A 16852-nucleotide genomic window follows, 5' to 3' on the forward strand; every position below is an offset into this window, starting at 1 on the left:
GCCGTGCCTGATTTTTCACGCGCAGTGTAAGATGTTGTTATTGCAGGGTAATGCCGCTGGGCGTGCCATCGGACATGCCCCCCGCCTGTATAAAGATGTTATACACCGGGGCAGTAAGGTGGGGCGTAAGGTGCTGAATGGACGGAGGTTTACGGGGAGAGGGGCGCCGCGCGGCGGGGCGGCTGCTGTATAGCAAACATATACGAAGTACAAGGAGGTGTTCAGCATCGATCAAGCAAAAAAGAGGGCCGCGGGGGGGACACCCGCGGCCCTCACCAACGGCTCATCCGCGTTGTTACAGCTGACCCGTCGAAACCATGATGATGTGCACCAGGATGATCTTGCCGATGGTGGCAAACGGGAACACGCAGGCGTATCCCTGGTCGGAGAGGTCGTTGCCGGTCTGCTCCTTGATGTAGCCCAGCCCAGGCGTCGAGGTGTGCATCCCGGCGACGATGCCCACCGCGAGCGTCATGGGGAGCTTCAGGATCTTGTGGGCGATGAACAGGCCGAGAAAGGCGGTGACGCTGGTGACCAGGACGCCCGTGATGAAGATGCTGCCGCCGCCACCGTGGCTCAAGGTGGTGAGCAGGCTGTAGCCGGAGCGGGTCCCGATGCCGGCCAGAAACAGCACCAGCCCCACCTGTTTCAGCACCATGCTGGCGCTGTAGGGGAGGCTCCAGACCATCTTGCCGGTCCGGCCGAAGGTGCCCAGCAGGATGCCGACGATGAGCGGCCCCCCGGCGAAGCCGAGTTGCATGCTGCCGCCGCCGGGGAAGGGGAAGGGGATCAGGCCGAGCACCAGCCCGATCACCAGCCCCAGGCTGAAGGTCATCACGTCCACCTCGCTGACCCTGCGGTAGGAGTTGCCGAAGAAGGCGGTGACGTCGTCCATGCAGGTCTTGTGCGCCAGCACCCTGACCACGTCTCCTAGTTCCAGGACCATCTCGGCCTCGGGGAGGAACTCGTTGTCGCCGCGCCGCACCAGCGTGATCACCTCGCCGAAGCGCTGGTCCTGGTGCAGCTCGCCGATGGTACGCCCGATGGCCTGCGGGCTGGAGACGAAGATCCTGCGGTACTCGTACTCGGTGCGGTCCAAGCCCAGGCGCTCTTTGCTCCTTCTTTCCCCGAGCACGGTGGCGATTTTCTCGATTTCATGCGGCGCTCCGGCGACCATGGCCAGGTCCCCCGCCTGGAGCACCGTGGCGGGACCGGCGAAGAAGAACTCTTCCCCGCGCTTGATCCGGCTGAAGATGATCTCGCAGTTGTTGGACTCGTTCAGGGCCTGAACGGTGAGGTCGGGGGGATCCACCTTCTGAACCTTGATGGTGCAGTGCACCAGCGAGTTGCGGTCCTCGGGCTTGCGCAGCACCTTGAACTCGGCCTGGTAGTCCACTTTCCAGATTTTCTGGCAGACGTTGATGGTCAGCATGAGACCGATGACACCGATGGGATAGGCGACCGAGAAGCCGACCACCGGTTCGGCGAGCATCGCCTCCAGCATGTCCGGCGGGGCGATCTGGCGAATCGATTCCAGGGCGCCGCCCAGGGCTGGCGAGGCGGTCATGCTGCCGCAGAAGATGCCGGCGGCGATGCCGGGCTTGATGGCGAAGTATTTCTGCAGCGCGACGCACAGCGCCGCCGAAGCGCACAGCACCACACCCGCGAGACCGTTGTTCATGACGCCGTTGCGGCGGAAGGTCGAGATGAAGGAGGGGCCGGCGGAGAGGCCGACGGTATAGACGAAGAGGGCCTGCCCCATGATGTACACGATGGCGGGTGCCTTCATGTCGGGGTGGAGCATCCCGAAGGCGAGCCCGACGAAGAGGACGGCGCCGACGCCGAGCGTGATGCCGTACACCTTGATCTTGCCCAAGGGATAACCCAGTGCCGCGACCATGAGCAGAAGCATCAACGGGTTCTCGAGGAGTATCTTGATCATGATTGCCACCTCTGTCGCCGGCGGGCGCTGGGGCGCCCACCCCTGATGAAGCTTTCGCCGCCGTGAGGAGTCTCACGCGTCCTTCTATTCGCTCAGCTTGAACTGTCCCACCAGTTTTTGCTGCTCTTCCGCCAGCCGTGACAAAAGCAGCGCCGAAGAGGCCGACTCCTGCGCGTTCTTGGCCGTGTCCTGTACCACCTCGTTGATGCTCTGGATGTTGTTGCTGATCTCGACCGTGGTCGCGGTCTGCTCCTCGGCCGCGGTGGCGATCTGGTTCACCTGCAGGGTGACCGAACCGATCTGCTGCAGGATCTCCTCCAGGGCGGCCCCGGACTTGGCCGCCTCGACCGTCCCCGCCTCGACCCGGCTCACCCCCGACTGCATCACGCCGATGGCTCCCTTGGTCTGCTGCTGCACCGCCTTGATCATCTCCCCGATCTCGCGGGTGGCGCTGGCGGTCCTCTGCGCCAGCGCGCGCACCTCGTCGGCCACCACGGCAAAGCCGCGTCCCTGTTCCCCCGCGCGCGCCGCCTCGATGGCGGCGTTCAGGGCCAGAAGGTTGGTCTGGTCGGCGATGTCGTTGATGGTGTTGACGATGGCGCCGATCTGCTCCGACTTCTGGCCCAGGTCGCCGATGGTGACCGCGGAGGCGCGCACCTGCTCGGCGATCTGGTTCATCCCCTGCACCGTCCCCTTGACCACGTCCGCGCCGGCGACCGCGGCGTCGTTGGCCTGCTTGGAGCCGGCCGCGGCCTGGGTGCAGCTGACCGCTATGTCGTTGGAGGTGGCCGCCATCTCCTCGCTGGCGGTCGCCACCGTGGCCGCCTGCTCGGCGACCCGGGCCGCGCCGGCCGCCATCTGCTCGGCGGCGCAGGAGAGCTCGGTCGAGGTCGAGGCGACCTGGGTGGTGTTGTGCGACACCCGCGAGATCACCTCGTGGAAGTGCACCACGATGTTGTTGATGCTGTTGCAGATGTCGCCGATCTCGTCATTGGAGCCGGTCTTGATGCGTTTGGTCAGGTTGCCGTCGGCGATCTCGGCGGTGACCAGCTTGGCATGGAAGAGGGGCTTGGTGATGGAGGCGATGATGCGCAGGCTGATCACCAGCGAGATCAGCACCACGGCGACGGAGACCCCGATCATGACGTAGGAGAGGACGGTGGCGTTGTCGACCGCGTTGCGCACGCCGGTCAGGATCTGCTGCTGGTTCTCGCCGATGCTCTTCACCTGCTCCTCGCTTTTTTGCGCCTGCTCGCGGGAGATGCCGCGCGCGGACTCCAGCGCCCTCTGCATGGCGGCGTTGCTCCTGATCACCCCGAGCTTGGTGGCCTCTATCTTCTGGATCGAAGACGAGGCGCGGCGCACGGTTTCCGAGACGTCGGAGATCTTTTGCGCCAGTTCCTTCTGTCCCGATTCGAGCAGCACCTTTCTTGCCAGGGCGATGTTGGTCTCGATCCTCTTGCGTGTCTGGGCCAGGGTGGCGACCAGCCTTCCCACCTCGGCGTCGGTGGCGCTCAGCATGATCTGGCGCACCCCGGAGTTGAGCTCCTTCACGTCGACGCTGATGTTGCTTCCCGCCTCCATGACGGTGTTGGCCGAGTTCTGGAAGCCCAGCGAGGAAACCACCTTGTTGCGGTCCTTGACGATCTGCAGCTCCAGGGTGTCGATGGTGTTGAAGATCTTCCTGCTGTTCTCTTCCAGCGGCTTCATGATCTCGTGCGCCTTGTTGGCGTACTGCTCGGCGTCCGCCTTCTCCGGGTTGTTGAGCATCTCCAGCTTGAGGGCCACCAGCCCCCCCTGTTCGGCGCCGATCTGGTTCAGGATGTCGGTGGCCACCCCCTTGACCTCCTTGATGGCCGGGTTGTCCCCCGGGTCCCCCTCGATGTTGCGGGTCAGTTCCACCGTGTTCTTCAGGCGCTCCCTGAGGGGCGCCACCTTGAACTTGTTCTTGACCAGTTCCAGGTCGCTCAGGATGATGTTGATGTCCTTGAGCCGGCTTTGCAGGGTGAGGAGTTTCTTGATGGAACTGTTGACCTGGAGGTTGGCGGCCTGCGAGGAGTTGATGTTGGAGAGGGCGCTGCTCCCCATCTGGCTGATCTGCTTGCGTAACCCCGCCACGCTTGCTTCGGCCTTCTGCAGCTCCGAGTTCACGGTGCCGATCTCGTTCTTGAAGAGCGTCATGTCCTTGAGTCTCTGCGAGGCGACCTGGACCACGGTCTTTTCGATGTCGCGCAGCACCGCGGTGTCCACGCCGCTGGAGGCGGCGCCACCCTTGACGATCTGGTCGTTCAGCTCCTCCATCCTCTTGATGCGGGTGGTGATCGACTCGGAGAGATGCGCCACCTCGTTCGGCTCTGTGGTCATCTCCAGCCGCATGAAGTCCGCGGAAACCTTTTCCACCGTCTGCTGCAGCTCCAGCATCTTCAGGTGCAGCGGCGTCGACTTGCCGGTCAGGATCTCTATGCTCGATTTGACCTTGGCTATGGAAAAGAGCCCGATGCCGGCCAGGACGGAAATGCCGACGATGGTCAGCGCGATATTGCCCAGAAGCTTGCTCTTGACGGTCATTGCCCCCCCCGGAGTAGGTTGCAGCACCAACAAAACCGGTGCCGTGCAGGACACGGCACCGGTTGCCCGCTCTTCACCGCCCCCTTTCCCTACTTCAGGGAAACGAGCTTGTCCCCCTTGACCACCTGCAGGTAGACGTTGTCCTGCCCCTGGTGGTTGTCCGGGGAGAAGGTCAGCTTGATGCCGCCCATGTCGGTTCCCTTCATGCTCTCGTAGGCCTGGATGAAGGCGGCCTGGGTGGGCGGGTTGCCGGCCTTCTCGAGGGCCATGATCATCGACTTGGCGGCCATGCACCCCTCCATGCTCACCGAGTTGAAGCCGACGTCCTCGGGGTTCTTCTCGATGGCCTCCTTGCACTCCCTGGTGATGGGGAGCGTGAGGTCATCGAGTTCGGGCACCACCTGGCTCATGATGATCCCCTCGGCGGCCCCCGGTCCCACCGCCTTGACCAGGTTCATGCCGCCGGCAAAGGAACCGGAGGCGAGGTAGGCGCTGACCCCTTCCTTGCGCGCCATCTTGATGAACTCCGCGCCCGGCTTGTAGACGGCGCCGACGATGATGGCGTCGGGCTTGCCGGCCATGATGCTGGCGAGGCCCGCGGTGACTGCGACCGTGTTCCTCTCGAAGGAGCCCTTGGAGACCAGGCCCAGGCCGTGGCGCTTGACCGCGTTTTCGGTGGAGGCGAGGATGTCGGTGCCCAGGCCGTCGTTCTGGTAGAAGACCGCGAAGCGCTTGGCCCCCTGCTTGACCAGTTGGTCGACGATGCGGTCCACCTCCTGCTGGTAACTCGCCCTGATGTGGAACACCTCACGGACCACCGGGGTGCGCAGTTCCGTCGCCCCGGTCCTCGGGTTGATGTAGGGGAGCTTGTATTCCTTGACCACCGGAAGGCTCGCCACGCAGTTCGAGGTTCCCACCGACCCCACCACCGCGAACACCTTCTGCTCGTCGGCCAGCTTGAGCAGGCAGTCGATGGTCTTGTCGGTCAGCATCTGGTCGTCCAGGGAGACCAGTTCCACCTTCCTGCCGTTGACGCCCCCCTTGGCGTTGACCGCCTTGAAGTAGGCCTCGACCCCTACCTTCATACCCCTCCCGGAGCCCTTGTTGGCGCCGGTCTGGTCGTTCACCATGCCGATCTTGATCACGTCGCCCACCGGCCCAGCGGCGTGTGTCGTCGGAGCCAGCATCATCAGCACCACGGTCAGGAAAATCATCTTTTTCATGACATCCTCCTTCTCTCGGGTAGGGCCTGCAGGGGGGGAGCGGGGCGGTGAGCGGGGGGAATTCCCCTGCCGCCCTGCCGCGTTAGGCGCACATTCCCCCTCATCGGGGCCGTATTAAAAAACTTTAAAATAATATCTGCTAATGATTGCTTGGCAAGCCGATCTCTTAGCCGGGATGGGTCATTCTCCCATCGCAGTCAGCGCAAGGAGTGGGCGCACACGGTGTGGGGCGGGAAACACATGAAGAAAAAAAAGAAGAGGCCTCATGTGATGAGGCCTCGGGGGGGGATTGGCGGTGGAGGAGACGGCGGTCAGCCGAAGATGCGCTTGAAGAGTCCCTTCTTCTCGGCCTCGCGGCGCTCCTTGATCAGGCGCATGCCCCCCTGGGCCTGCGGCTGGTGCGGGTTCAGCTTCAGGGCCTTCAGGAATTCCCCTTCGGCCAGTCCGTCCCGCCCTTCGTCGAGCAGCATGCAGCCGCGGAAAGCGAAGGCGTCGGCGTTGCGCTCGGCCTGCAGGCTCTTGGAAAGGAGCATGCGGCACTTCTCCAGGGCGCCCTGGGAGCGCTGGTTGCCGGGGTTCCTGTAGATGGACCAGGCGAGGTAGGCGCTGGTCTGGGCGTCGTCGGGGTCGAGGGTGTAGGCGTCCTGCAGGGCGCGTTCGGCGTTGCCGTAATCCTCCATCTCCAGGAACACCTTGCCCGACTGGAACTGGATGCGCGCCTGCAGCTCGTCCTCGCGCTTGCCCCCCAGCCCCACGGTGTCGGCGTTGAGCATCTCGTCGTAGCGCTCCTTGGCGATGACGCTGGAGAGGGTGTTGTAGGCGTTGGCGTAGTGGGAGAGCACGTCCTGGGCGCGCCCCAGGGTGTCGCCGGAGAGCTGCATGAACTTCTCGGGAGAGTATTCGCGGGTCTTGGCGAAGTAGGCTTCTTTCAGCGTGGCGAAGCTGAAGGTGCCGGGAGTCATGCCGAAGATCTCGTAGTAGTTCTTGTTCTGGATGGCGGCGTAGTCGCGCTGCACTTCCTGCTCGAAGTCGATTTCGCTCGCCGACAGCGGCGCCGCCATCCCCTTCTTGCCGACCACCAGTTCGATCGATTCCGATACCTCGTCGACCAGGTCCTCGAAGTTGACCGCCTCGGCCCGCCGCTCGGCGACCTCCTCGATGGGGCGGTTGAACAGGAGCTTCTGCGGGAAATCGGGCTGCTGGTCGGCAACCGGCGCCGCGGACAGGTTCAGCATGCCCAGGCGCACCATGAGGTCGATGAGGGCCGCTCCCCGGGCGGGCGCGTCGCAGGTGGAGAGGATGGCCTGCACCGTTTTCCCCTGGCCGAGCTGCTGCAGCAGGTCGACCTCTTCCGGTCCCATGTTGAGCAGGTTCACCAGGCGGAAGTATTCCGTGCTGCGCACCGGGCAGAGGGCGCCACATCTGGCTAGGTACGGGGCAAGGTCGAAACTGGCGGCGCCGGCGGCATGGTGCAGCAGGCGCGGCACGGAGACGGGGGTGAGGGGGAGTTCGATGCCGGCGAGGTCGGCGGTGAACCGGGGCGACTGGTTCTGCAGCAGCGCCTCGACGAGGGAGCGGAACAGGAACAGGCGGGACTGCTCCAGGAGGTCGTCGTAACCGATCAGACCGGCTTCCACCAGCGGCAGGCGCCCCGGGCGGGCGGGCGGGTACTGTTCCAGGTCGCCGCGCTGCAGGTGGCTGGTGGAGACCAGGAACGGGACGAAGCTGGGGGACGAGAAGCTGGCGGGCTCGCCGCCGACCACGAAGACCCTGGCCCCGCCGCGCAGTTCCAGCATGCCGTTGGCGCCGCTGCGGTAGAGGTCCAGGAGCAGCCGGGCGATGCCCTTGCGGGCCGGGCCCTGCTCCAGGGCGCCCTGCACGGCTTTCAGAAAGTCGTCCTTACCGAAGGGCTTTTCCAGGTAGGCCTTGACGCCGAGCTTGCCGGCGGCGCGGGCGTACTCCTCGCCGCGGAACACCCCGGTCATGATCACCACCGGGAGTTCCTTCAGCGCGGCGCTGCGGCGCACCCGCTGCAGCAGCGCCACGCCGCTCATCCCGGGCAGTTTCAGGTCCAGCACCATAAGGCCGAAGCGCTGCGCCTGCAGCAGCGCAAGGGCGGCGTCGCCGCTGGCGGCGCCCTTCACCTGGTGCCCGCGCCCTTCCAGTACGGTGCGCAGCATCGCGGCGAGCTTCTCGTTGTCCTCCACCAGCAGAATGCTGCCCGTCATCTAGCTTCCTCCCTGCACGGCCGCGGCAGGCGCTTTGAGGTATTTTTGCACCGCCTGGTTATGAGACGAGAGGTCGTTGGAGAATTGGTGGCTGCCGTCGCCGCGTCCGACGAAATAGAGATAGGAGACCGCGGCGGGGTTGAGCACCGCCTCGATGGCGTCTTTGCCCGGGTTGCCGATCGGGCCCGGCGGGAGGGCCGGGATCAGGTAGGTATTGTACGGCGTCGGTTTCAGGATGTCCTCCCGTCTCACCTTGCCGGCAAAGGCCCGCACGCCGTACAGCGCGGTGGGATCGCTCTGCAGCCGCATGCCGAGCCGCAGGCGGTTCTGGAACACCGCGGCGATGAGCGGCTTCTCCGCGGGGAGCACCGCCTCTTTCTCCACCATGGAGGCGAGGATGAGCAACTGCTGCACCGGGACCCCCTTGGCCCTGGCCCGGCCGTCCACCGATTCCTTGAGGAATGCCTGCTGCCGCTGCACCATCTCGCGCACCACCTCCAGCTCCGTCTTGCCGGGCAGGATGTTGTAGCTCCCGGGGAAGAGGTATCCTTCGACGCTGGCGGCGTCGATGCCCAGTTCCTTGAGCAGCGCCGCGTCGCGGCAGGCGGCGAGGAAGTTTTCCTTGGGGAAGATGCCGCGTTTCTCAAGCATCTCCGCCACCTGGTAGCTGGAGTACCCCTCGGGAAGGGCGAAGACGCGCTGGTACACCTCGCCGCTGATCATCTTGGCGAGGATCTGGCTCGGGCGCATGCCGTCGTCGAACTGGTAGTAACCCGCCTTGAGCCGGGCGTCGCCCCCCTTGAGGCGCGCGTAGAGGGTGAAGAGGCGGGCGCTGGAAAGGATACGGCGCGCCTCGAGGTCGCCGGCCAATGCTTTGAGCGGGCGCCCCTTGCCTAGTTCGACGATCTCCACGCGTTTGCCGTCGCCGGGAGGAAACAGCAGGAACCGGGAAAAACGGGTGATGGGTACCAGGGTGACTATCAGCAGCAGTGCGAGGCAGAGTTTGCGCTGCCGCCGGAAGATATCTTTGAGGCTGGAAGCTACGATGGCACTATCCTATGCAACACGGTGCTTTTGCTAACTCAGCACTAGGTTTAGGTGAAATCGGCAACAGTGTCAAGGCCAAATGCCAGAGCGAGTGAAGGTAGAAAAGCCGGTTTGCGTAATTTAATAATATTTTTTTTAAAGACAGTGGGGCATTTCCAATGTATCATATCTAGCCGTGCCGCTCGGCCCGGAGCGGTCCACCACTACAGTTGGGCAGACGAGGTGCTTGATGAAGCAGAGGTTTATTAACTCCGATTATTTCCCGTTTCAGATCCAGATTTCCGCCGCCTGCGGCGATAGGGTCGCCCTGCGCACCATGCTCCAGGAACTGGGGGACGTGCCCGGCATCATCTACGCGCGTCGCCTGGCCGGTAAGCTGAACAAGCAGCTGGCGCCGCACGAGACCGCCATCATGCCGGGATTGCTGCATCTTTATTCCATCCTGAGCCGGGTGTACCGGTACGTGATAGGGCAGTACTGCGCCAACCAGCAGCCCGGTATCGTGGCCGCGGCCATGGCCCAGGCGGGGTATCCCGAGTTCGGCGGCGACGCCGGGGCGGCGCTGCAGCGCTTCATGGAGCTGTTCCCGTCGCAGCAGATGGTCCTTGGCAACGACACCCCGCAGGGGTTCATGGCCGGCGATGACGAGGAACGCAGCCGCCGACAGGCGCTCGCGGCGGAACTGCTGCTCATGCTGTTAAACGGCGAGAACCGGGCCCTGGACCAGTTCCGCCGCCTGTTCGACGCCTCGCAACTGGCCGAGTCGTCCCCTTACCCCAAGGTAACCTCGGAACTGGACCGGCGCCTGGCCCAGGCGCCCCCCTTTCAACCGATGGGGGTCTCCCTGCCGGAACTGTTGCGGGCGCCCATGAAGGCGGCCCCGGACTCGCTTTCCGGGCAGATCGCCTACATCCGGGAGCACTGGGCCGCCATCCTCCCGCCGGAGCTCCTCACCGAACTGGTCACCGCGCTGGACATCGTCTCCCAGGAGGGGCGCGCCTTCTTCGGCGGCCCCGGCGAGCCCAAGGTGCTCCGCTTCGGCCGGGGAGAGCGCGGCGGCGACGACTACCCCGAGTACGAGCGCTTCTCCCAGGACGCGGACTGGATGGCCAACGTGGTGATGATCGCCAAGATGGTGTACGTCTGGCTGGGGCAGCTCGCCAAGACCTACCAGACCGAGGTGCGCACCCTGGACCAGATCCCGGACGCGGAGCTGGACCGCCTCGCCCGCTACGGCTTCAGCGCGCTCTGGCTGATCGGCGTCTGGGAGCGCTCCCCCTCGTCGCAGCAGATCAAGCGCATCGCCGGCAACCAGGAGGCGATCTCCTCGGCCTACTCGCTCTACGACTACGTCATCGCCCACGACCTCGGCGGCGAGTGGGCGCTGGAGAACCTGCGCCAGCGCTGCGCCGCCCGCGGCATCCGCCTGGCAAGCGACATGGTCCCCAACCACACCGGCCTCTACTCGAAGTGGACCGTCGAGCACCCGGACTGGTTCATCCAGCTCGATTACCCGCCGTACCCCGACTACCAGTTCAACGGCCCCGACCTCTCGCCCGACGGGCGCATCGGCCTGTTCATCGAGGACGGCTACTGGGACAAGCGCGACGCGGCGGTGGTCTTCAAGCACCTGGACCGCGGCAACGGCCGGGTGCGCTACATCTACCACGGCAACGACGGCACCTCCACCCCCTGGAACGATACGGCCCAGCTGAACTACCTGATCCCGGCGGTGCGCGAGGCGGTCATCGGCACCATCCTCCACGTGGCGCGCCAGTTCCCCATCATCCGCTTCGACGCCGCCATGACCCTGGCCAAGAAACATTACCAGCGCCTGTGGTATCCGCTGCCGGGCCACGGCTCGGGCGTGCCCTCGCGCGCCGAGCACGGCATGGACCGCGCCAGCTTCGACGAGGTCTTCCCGACCGAGTTCTGGCGCGAGGTGGTGGACCGTGTGGCGGTGGAAGCGCCCGACACCCTGCTCTTGGCCGAGGCCTTCTGGCTCATGGAAGGGTACTTCGTCCGGACCCTCGGCATGCACCGCGTCTACAACTCCGCCTTCATGAACATGCTGAAGATGGAGGAGAACGCCAAGTACCGGCAGACGGTGAAGAACGTGCTCGAGTTCGAACCGGAGATCCTGAAGCGCTTCGTGAACTTCATGAACAACCCGGACGAGCGCACCGCCGTGGAGCAGTTCGGCAAGGAGGGGAAATACTTCGGCGCCACCGTGCTCCTGGTCACCATGCCCGGCCTCCCCATGTTCGGCCACGGGCAGATCGAGGGGTTCCACGAGAAGTACGGCATGGAATACCGGCGCGCCTACTGGGACGAGCCGGTGGACCAGCACCTGGTGGCCCGTCACGAAAGCGACATCTTCCCGCTCATGCGCCGGCGCCACATCTTCTCCGGCAGCGAGCAGTTCACGCTGTACGACTTCTACTCCGGGCACAGCGTCAACGAGAACGTCTTCGCCTACTCCAACAGAAACGACGGCGAGCGCGGCCTGATCCTGTTCCACAACGCCTACGCCTCCACCGCCGGCTGGATCCGCACCTCCTGCGCCGTGTTGAGGAAGAACGCCTCCGGCGGCACATCCCTGGCGCAGACCACCCTGGGCGATGCGCTCAGTTTCAAGCGTGACGGCCGCCATTACTACAGCTTCCGCGATTACGCCTCCGGCCTTTGCTACCTGAGAAACGGACGCGACCTCTGCGACCAGGGGCTCTACGTCGAGATGGGGGCCTACGAGTATCACGCCTTCCTCGACTTCAACGAGATCTACGACGACGATTACGGCACCTGGGGGGCGCTCTGCCACCGGTTGAACGGCGCCGGGGTCGACAACCTGGACGAAGAGGTGAAGAAGGTGCGCTACGGCGCCCTGCACGAGTCGTTCAGGTTGTTCCTGACCAAGGCGGCCGTGGTGCTGCAGGAGCCGGGCGTCGCGCCGCAGACCCGCATCGCCCCGCTGGAGCCCCTGCTGGCCGCCTTCTATAAGGCGCTGGCGCCGGAGGCCCCGGAGAAGGCGCAGCGCGCCCTGCTCGGGATCTTCGGCACCGAGTTCCTGCAGGCCCTGCAATCGATGGAGGAAGGGGCCCTGCTGCCCGCCGAGTGGCTTTTGCTGTGTGCCTTCCAGGCACTGCACAGGACGGGCGGGTTGCGGGAGGCCGAGAGCGTGCAGCTGTTCGAGGAGTTCGGCCTGGTGCACCCGCTGGTGCAGGTCTTCCAGACGCTCCCCCCGGCGGAACCGGAACAGGTCGTCGATCTCCCCCCGCGCGCCTTCGGCAAGCTGCTCGGGCTGCTGCTGCGGCACGAGGCCTTCCTGGCCAACTGCCGCGTCATCGGCGTGACCCGCTGCTCGGCCGCCCTCTTCTCGGACCCGGCGGCGGCCCGCTTCCTGTTCCTGCATGAAAGCGACGGGGCGCAGTGGTTCAACAAGGAGCGCTTCGAGCTGCTGGTGGACTGGCTGGCGCAGGTTGAGCCATACGCGGAGGTTGGCGCCGAAGCCAAGTCCGGCAAGGCGCAGGAGCTGCCGGCCAAGGCAGTGGCAACCCTGATGAAGGAAAGTGCGGCGGCGGCCGGATACCGGCTCGACCAGCTAATGAACGTTTTGCAGACCGGCTTCTGATTTTTGCCAGTTACCTGTTAGAATCAGAACTGGCGCTTGATCAACCGGAGCGCCCTTATCTATCGCATCAATGAAAGAGAGGGGAGAGCAATGGCGGTCATCAACACGGCACTGCAGGACAACGTAGGGACCATCACCTTCAACGACCCCGAGCACCGCAACATGCTCAGCGGCGCGCTCATCGACGAGATGCTGCAGTCGATCGGCGCGCTCCAGAAGGGGAGGATGAGGGTGCTGGTGATCCGGGCCCCGAAGGGGTCCAAAGTCTGGTCGGCCGGGCACGACGTGCACGAGCTGCCGCTGCCGGGGCGTGATCCGCTTTCCTACCACGACCCGCTGGTGACCGTGCTGCGCTCCATCCAGAGCCTCCCCATCCCGGTCATCGCCATGATCGAGGGGAGCGTCTGGGGGGGCGCCTGCGACCTTGCCCTGTCCTGCGACATCCTGATCGGCTGCCCCAGCTCCTCGTTCTGCATGACGCCGGCGAAGATCGGCGTCCCCTACAACGTCTCGGGCATCCTGCACTTCATGAACATCATGGGGGTCAACTTCGCCAAGGAGATGTTCTTTACGGCGGAGCCGCTCTCGGCGGAGCAGGCGAGCAAGGCGGGGCTTTTGAATCACCTCGTCGAAGCTGAGGAGCTCGAAGAGTTCACCTACAGCATGGCCCACAAGATCACCAGGAACAGCCCGCTCTCCATCGGGGTGATCAAGGAGCAGATCAGGCTTCTGGCCAGCGCGCATCCCCTTTCGCCGCTCACCTTCGAGCGGGTGCAGGGGCTTCGGCGCACGGTCTACGACAGTAAGGACTATGCCGAAGGGATCAAGGCCTTCCTCGAGAAGCGGCCGCCGGTGTTCACGGGGGACTAGCCCTGAACGGCCCACTGGCCAGCTGTTAACCCTCCAGCGAGTGTAACTCCCTCTCCCTCCGGGCCTTCGGCCACCCTCTCCCAGGGGTAGAGGGGACATGGACAAAAAAAGCCCGATCGGCGCGTTGCCGGTCGGGCTTTTCATTTGCTTTTGTAGGGGCGAATAATTATTCGCCCTTTTGCAACTCCGCCTCTGCCTATTCCTCAGCCTTCTCGAAGTTCCCCTTCTCCTGGCACTGCGGGCACTTCTGCGGCTTGCAGCGACCTTCCTTGGTGAATCCACAGCTCTTGCATTTCCACGTTGCCATAACTTCCTCCTATTTGCTGTTGTTCAGCTTGATTTCCTGCACCTTTCCGAACACCGAAAGCGGCTGGTCGAACTTCTTCTCGTCCCCGACCACCACCAGTTTCATGGCGTCCGGGCGCAGGTACTGCTTGGCCACCCGCAGCACGTCGGCGCGGGTGACGCGGGCGATGTTGTCGCGGTAGTTGTCCAGGTATCCCTTGGGATAGCCGTAGAACTCCAGGCGCGCCTGCTGCGCCACCACCGCGCTGCTCTTCTCGAAGGCGAAGATGAAGGAGTTGATGATGGCGTTCTTGGCCAGTTGCAGCTCCGCCTCGGAGACCTCGGCCTGCGTCATCCCGGTGATGAGGGATTCCAAGAGCTTGATGGTGCGTGCCGTCGACTCCACCTTGGTCTCGGTCTCGGCTATGAAGGGACCCTTGAAGCGGCGCCCCGGGTCGAAGTAGGCGTCCACGTTGTAGGCAAGCCCCTGGTTGGAGCGGATCTCCTGGGTGAGTCGCGAGGTGAAGCCGCCGCCGAGGATATAATCCATCACCTTGATGGCATAGAGGTCCGGGTTGTTCTTGTCGATGCCGATGTGCCCCATGCGGATCACCGACTGGTTCACCTCTTTCTGCACGTGCAGCACCGCCGGGGTCATCTCCTCGTTGGGTTTGGGCACTACCGGGAAGGGGGCGCTCTGGTTGGGCCAGTCGCCGAAGATCGCCTCCAGTTTCCTGAGCAGGTCGGTCCGGTCGAAATCGCCGGAGACGGCCAGGATCATGTTGGCCGGGTAGAAGTAGCGCTTGTGGAAGGCGATCAGATCGTCGCGGGTGATGGCGTTCACGGTGGCGACGGTCGGAATGCGCCCGAGCGGGTGCCCTGCGTAGATGGCGCGGGTCAGTTCACGCCCGGCGACTCCTTTGGGGTCGTCGTTCTGGCGCCTGATCCCTTCGATGGCGTGGCTCTTGGCCAGCTCGAAACGGGCCGGATCGAAAGCGGGCTCCCGGACCACCTCGGCGAAGAGCGTGAGGGTGCGGTCCAGGTTCCTGGACAGCGTGGAGAAGGAGACGTTGGCATTGTCGGCGTTCATGCCGGACTCGATGGAGGAGGCCATGAACTCAAGCTCCCGGTCCAGCTTTTCGGGCGGGGTCTTCAGAGTGCCGCCGCTTCTCAGGGTGGCGCCGGTCAGGGAGGCAAGCCCCACCTTGGCGTCCGGCTCGTAGATGCTGCCGACGTTCAGGTAGCTGGTCAGGTTCACGATCGGGAGCTCGCGGTCCTGCAGCAGGTAAACGATCATGCCGTTTTTCAGCTGCACGCGCTCCGTCTTGGGGATCTGGAACTTCAGCTGCGGGAAGGTCATGGTGCGCGGGTCGGCCGGCGCCGCAGCCTGCGGCCCCCTGACTGCGTCGACCTTCGCTTCGGCTATGGCGCTGGACCGGAAGGCATTGGCCTCGGGGATGCCGACGGCGAGCAGGAAAGCAAAGGTCGCCAGACGGACCAGGGTTGATTTGCTGAACAAGCGATTGCTGATTGAACTCATTACTTACTGTCCCCCTTCAGCCTTGGTGAGGTAGCCGACGTTGCGGTTCTGGCGCGTGAAGTACTGCTTGGCCACGCGCATCACGTCCTCGGGCGTGATCTTGGCCACCCTCTGGCGGTGTTCGATCAGGTAGCGCCAGGTGCCCGCGATGGCCTCGTATTCGGTGAGGTTGCGGGCCAGGCCGCCGTTGGAGGCCATCTGGCGGGACTCTTCGAACTCGAGCTGGTTCAGGATCTGCTGCAGCTCCTCGTGGGTCATCGGTTCGGTCTTCAGGCGCTCCAGCTCCTGGTAGATCGCCTGCTCCACTTCGGCCACCGTGTGCGGCGCGCGCGGTGTCGCACTGATGATGAAGAGGTTGGGGTAGCGGCTGCCGGGCGCCCCGAACGACGACACCGAGGTGACCAGCTTCTGCTCCAGGACCAGCTTCTTGTACAGCCGGGAGGTGCGGCCGTTGGTGAGCAGCATGTCAATGACGTCGAAGACGTAGTCGTCGGGCGCGGGGAGGGTCGGCTTGTGGTAGCCGATCATCAACTCCGGCTCGGCATCGCCGATCACCTCGGTCCGCTTCTCGCCCGACTGCTCGGGTTCCGTGACCGCCACCGGCGGCACCGGGGTCCCCGGCTTGATGGCGCCGAAGTAGCGCTCGACCAGCGCGATGGTCTTCTGGGGATCGATGTCCCCGACGATGGCCACGATGGCATTGTTGGGGGCGTAGTACTTGTGCAGGAAGTTCTCGGCCTTGGTCCGGGTCAGGTTCTCGATGTCGGACATCCAGCCGATGGTGGGCTGTCCGTTGGGGTGCGCGTTGAAGGCATCGGCGAGGAAAGTCTCCCAGAGTTTCCCCTCCGGCTCGGCGTCATAGGAGCGGCGCCGCTCCTCCATGACCACGCTCCGCTCCGTGTAGAACTCGCGGAGCACCGCATTCTGCATCCGGTCCGACTCGATGGCTGCCCAGAGCTCCAGCTTGTTGGCGGGGATGTTGATCAGGTAGGTGGTGCCGTCCTTGCTGGTGAAGGCGTTGTAGCCGGAGCCGCCGTTACGCGAGTAGATGTCGGCGAACTCCTCCTTGACCACGTACTTTTCCGCCTCCTTCTCCAGGGCGGCCAGTTCCGCGGTCAGCTTCTCGATCTTCTTGGGGTCGGCCTGCTCGCGCTTGACCTTCTCGGCCATCAGTTGCTGGGCGGTCGCCTCGATCTTGTCCAGGATCGGCTTCTCCGCGGCGTAGTCGCGGGTCCCCAGCGTCTTGGTCCCCTTGAAGAGCATGTGCTCCAGGAGATGGGCCAGTCCGCGCTCGTCGCTGCGCTCGTCCACGCTTCCTACCTTGAAGCGGATCCAGGCCGCCACGGTGGGGGAGTTGTGCCGCTCCACCATCAAAAGCTTCATCCCGTTTTTCAGGGTGTGCTCCTGCACCCGCTCGGCCAGCCCCTGGGCGAAGCATGTGGCGGCGTTGACCAGGATGGCAAGGGCAACCAGGCATCTTGCTACTGACTTCATGACTACCTCGGCTCGTTGGTTTTA

General features: G+C 64.4%; 10 protein-coding genes. 2 read left to right on the forward strand and 8 right to left on the reverse strand.

Annotation, left to right across the window (positions count from 1 at the left end; translation table 11 throughout):
* Positions 1-295: 295 nt before the first annotated feature.
* The 5 genes from H7687_RS04870 to mltG form a co-directional block, all read right to left on the reverse strand.
* A complete protein-coding gene (locus H7687_RS04870) occupies positions 296-1942 on the reverse strand; it encodes an aspartate:alanine exchanger family transporter (protein ID WP_183345673.1) in 1647 nt (548 codons plus the stop codon).
* An 84-nt stretch (positions 1943-2026) separates the two neighbouring features.
* Positions 2027-4510: a methyl-accepting chemotaxis protein gene (locus H7687_RS04875; protein ID WP_183345675.1), complete on the reverse strand. Its 2484-nt coding sequence runs from the start codon at positions 4508-4510 to the stop codon at positions 2027-2029.
* 89 nt (positions 4511-4599) lie between these two features.
* A complete protein-coding gene (locus H7687_RS04880) occupies positions 4600-5733 on the reverse strand; it encodes an ABC transporter substrate-binding protein (protein WP_183345677.1) in 1134 nt (377 codons plus the stop codon).
* 311 nt (positions 5734-6044) lie between these two features.
* Positions 6045-7961 (reverse strand): response regulator, encoded by a 1917-nt coding sequence (locus tag H7687_RS04885; RefSeq protein ID WP_183345679.1) that lies wholly within the window; start codon positions 7959-7961, stop codon positions 6045-6047.
* A complete protein-coding gene (mltG, locus tag H7687_RS04890; protein ID WP_281376677.1) occupies positions 7962-9008 on the reverse strand; it encodes an endolytic transglycosylase MltG in 1047 nt (348 codons plus the stop codon).
* Between the two features lie 229 nt (positions 9009-9237).
* On the opposite strand from mltG, the gene H7687_RS04895 reads away from it, so the two are divergent.
* Together H7687_RS04895 and scpB are read left to right on the forward strand one after the other, a co-directional pair.
* Positions 9238-12639, forward strand: coding sequence for an alpha-amylase family glycosyl hydrolase (locus H7687_RS04895; RefSeq protein WP_183345681.1), 3402 nt, complete (start codon positions 9238-9240; stop codon positions 12637-12639).
* Positions 12640-12729: 90 nt separating this feature from the next.
* Positions 12730-13509: a methylmalonyl-CoA decarboxylase gene (scpB, locus tag H7687_RS04900; protein ID WP_183345683.1), complete on the forward strand. Its 780-nt coding sequence runs from the start codon at positions 12730-12732 to the stop codon at positions 13507-13509.
* A 196-nt stretch (positions 13510-13705) separates the two neighbouring features.
* Here scpB and H7687_RS04905 read toward each other — a convergent pair whose 3' ends face one another.
* The 3 genes from H7687_RS04905 to H7687_RS04915 are packed head-to-tail and all read right to left on the reverse strand — an operon-like array spanning position 13706 to position 16828.
* Positions 13706-13816, reverse strand: a complete 111-nt coding sequence (locus H7687_RS04905) for an RCKP-type rubredoxin-like domain-containing protein (RefSeq protein WP_129127189.1) — start codon at positions 13814-13816, stop codon at positions 13706-13708.
* A gap of 9 nt (positions 13817-13825) precedes the next feature.
* Positions 13826-15334: a M16 family metallopeptidase gene (locus H7687_RS04910; protein WP_183345685.1), complete on the reverse strand. Its 1509-nt coding sequence runs from the start codon at positions 15332-15334 to the stop codon at positions 13826-13828.
* A gap of 3 nt (positions 15335-15337) precedes the next feature.
* A complete protein-coding gene (locus tag H7687_RS04915; RefSeq protein WP_183345687.1) occupies positions 15338-16828 on the reverse strand; it encodes a M16 family metallopeptidase in 1491 nt (496 codons plus the stop codon).
* Between the last annotated feature and the right edge of the window lie 24 nt (positions 16829-16852).

The organism is Geomonas paludis (assembly GCF_014193585.1).
In the GTDB taxonomy this organism is placed as follows: Bacteria; Desulfobacterota; Desulfuromonadia; order Geobacterales; family Geobacteraceae; genus Geomonas; species Geomonas paludis.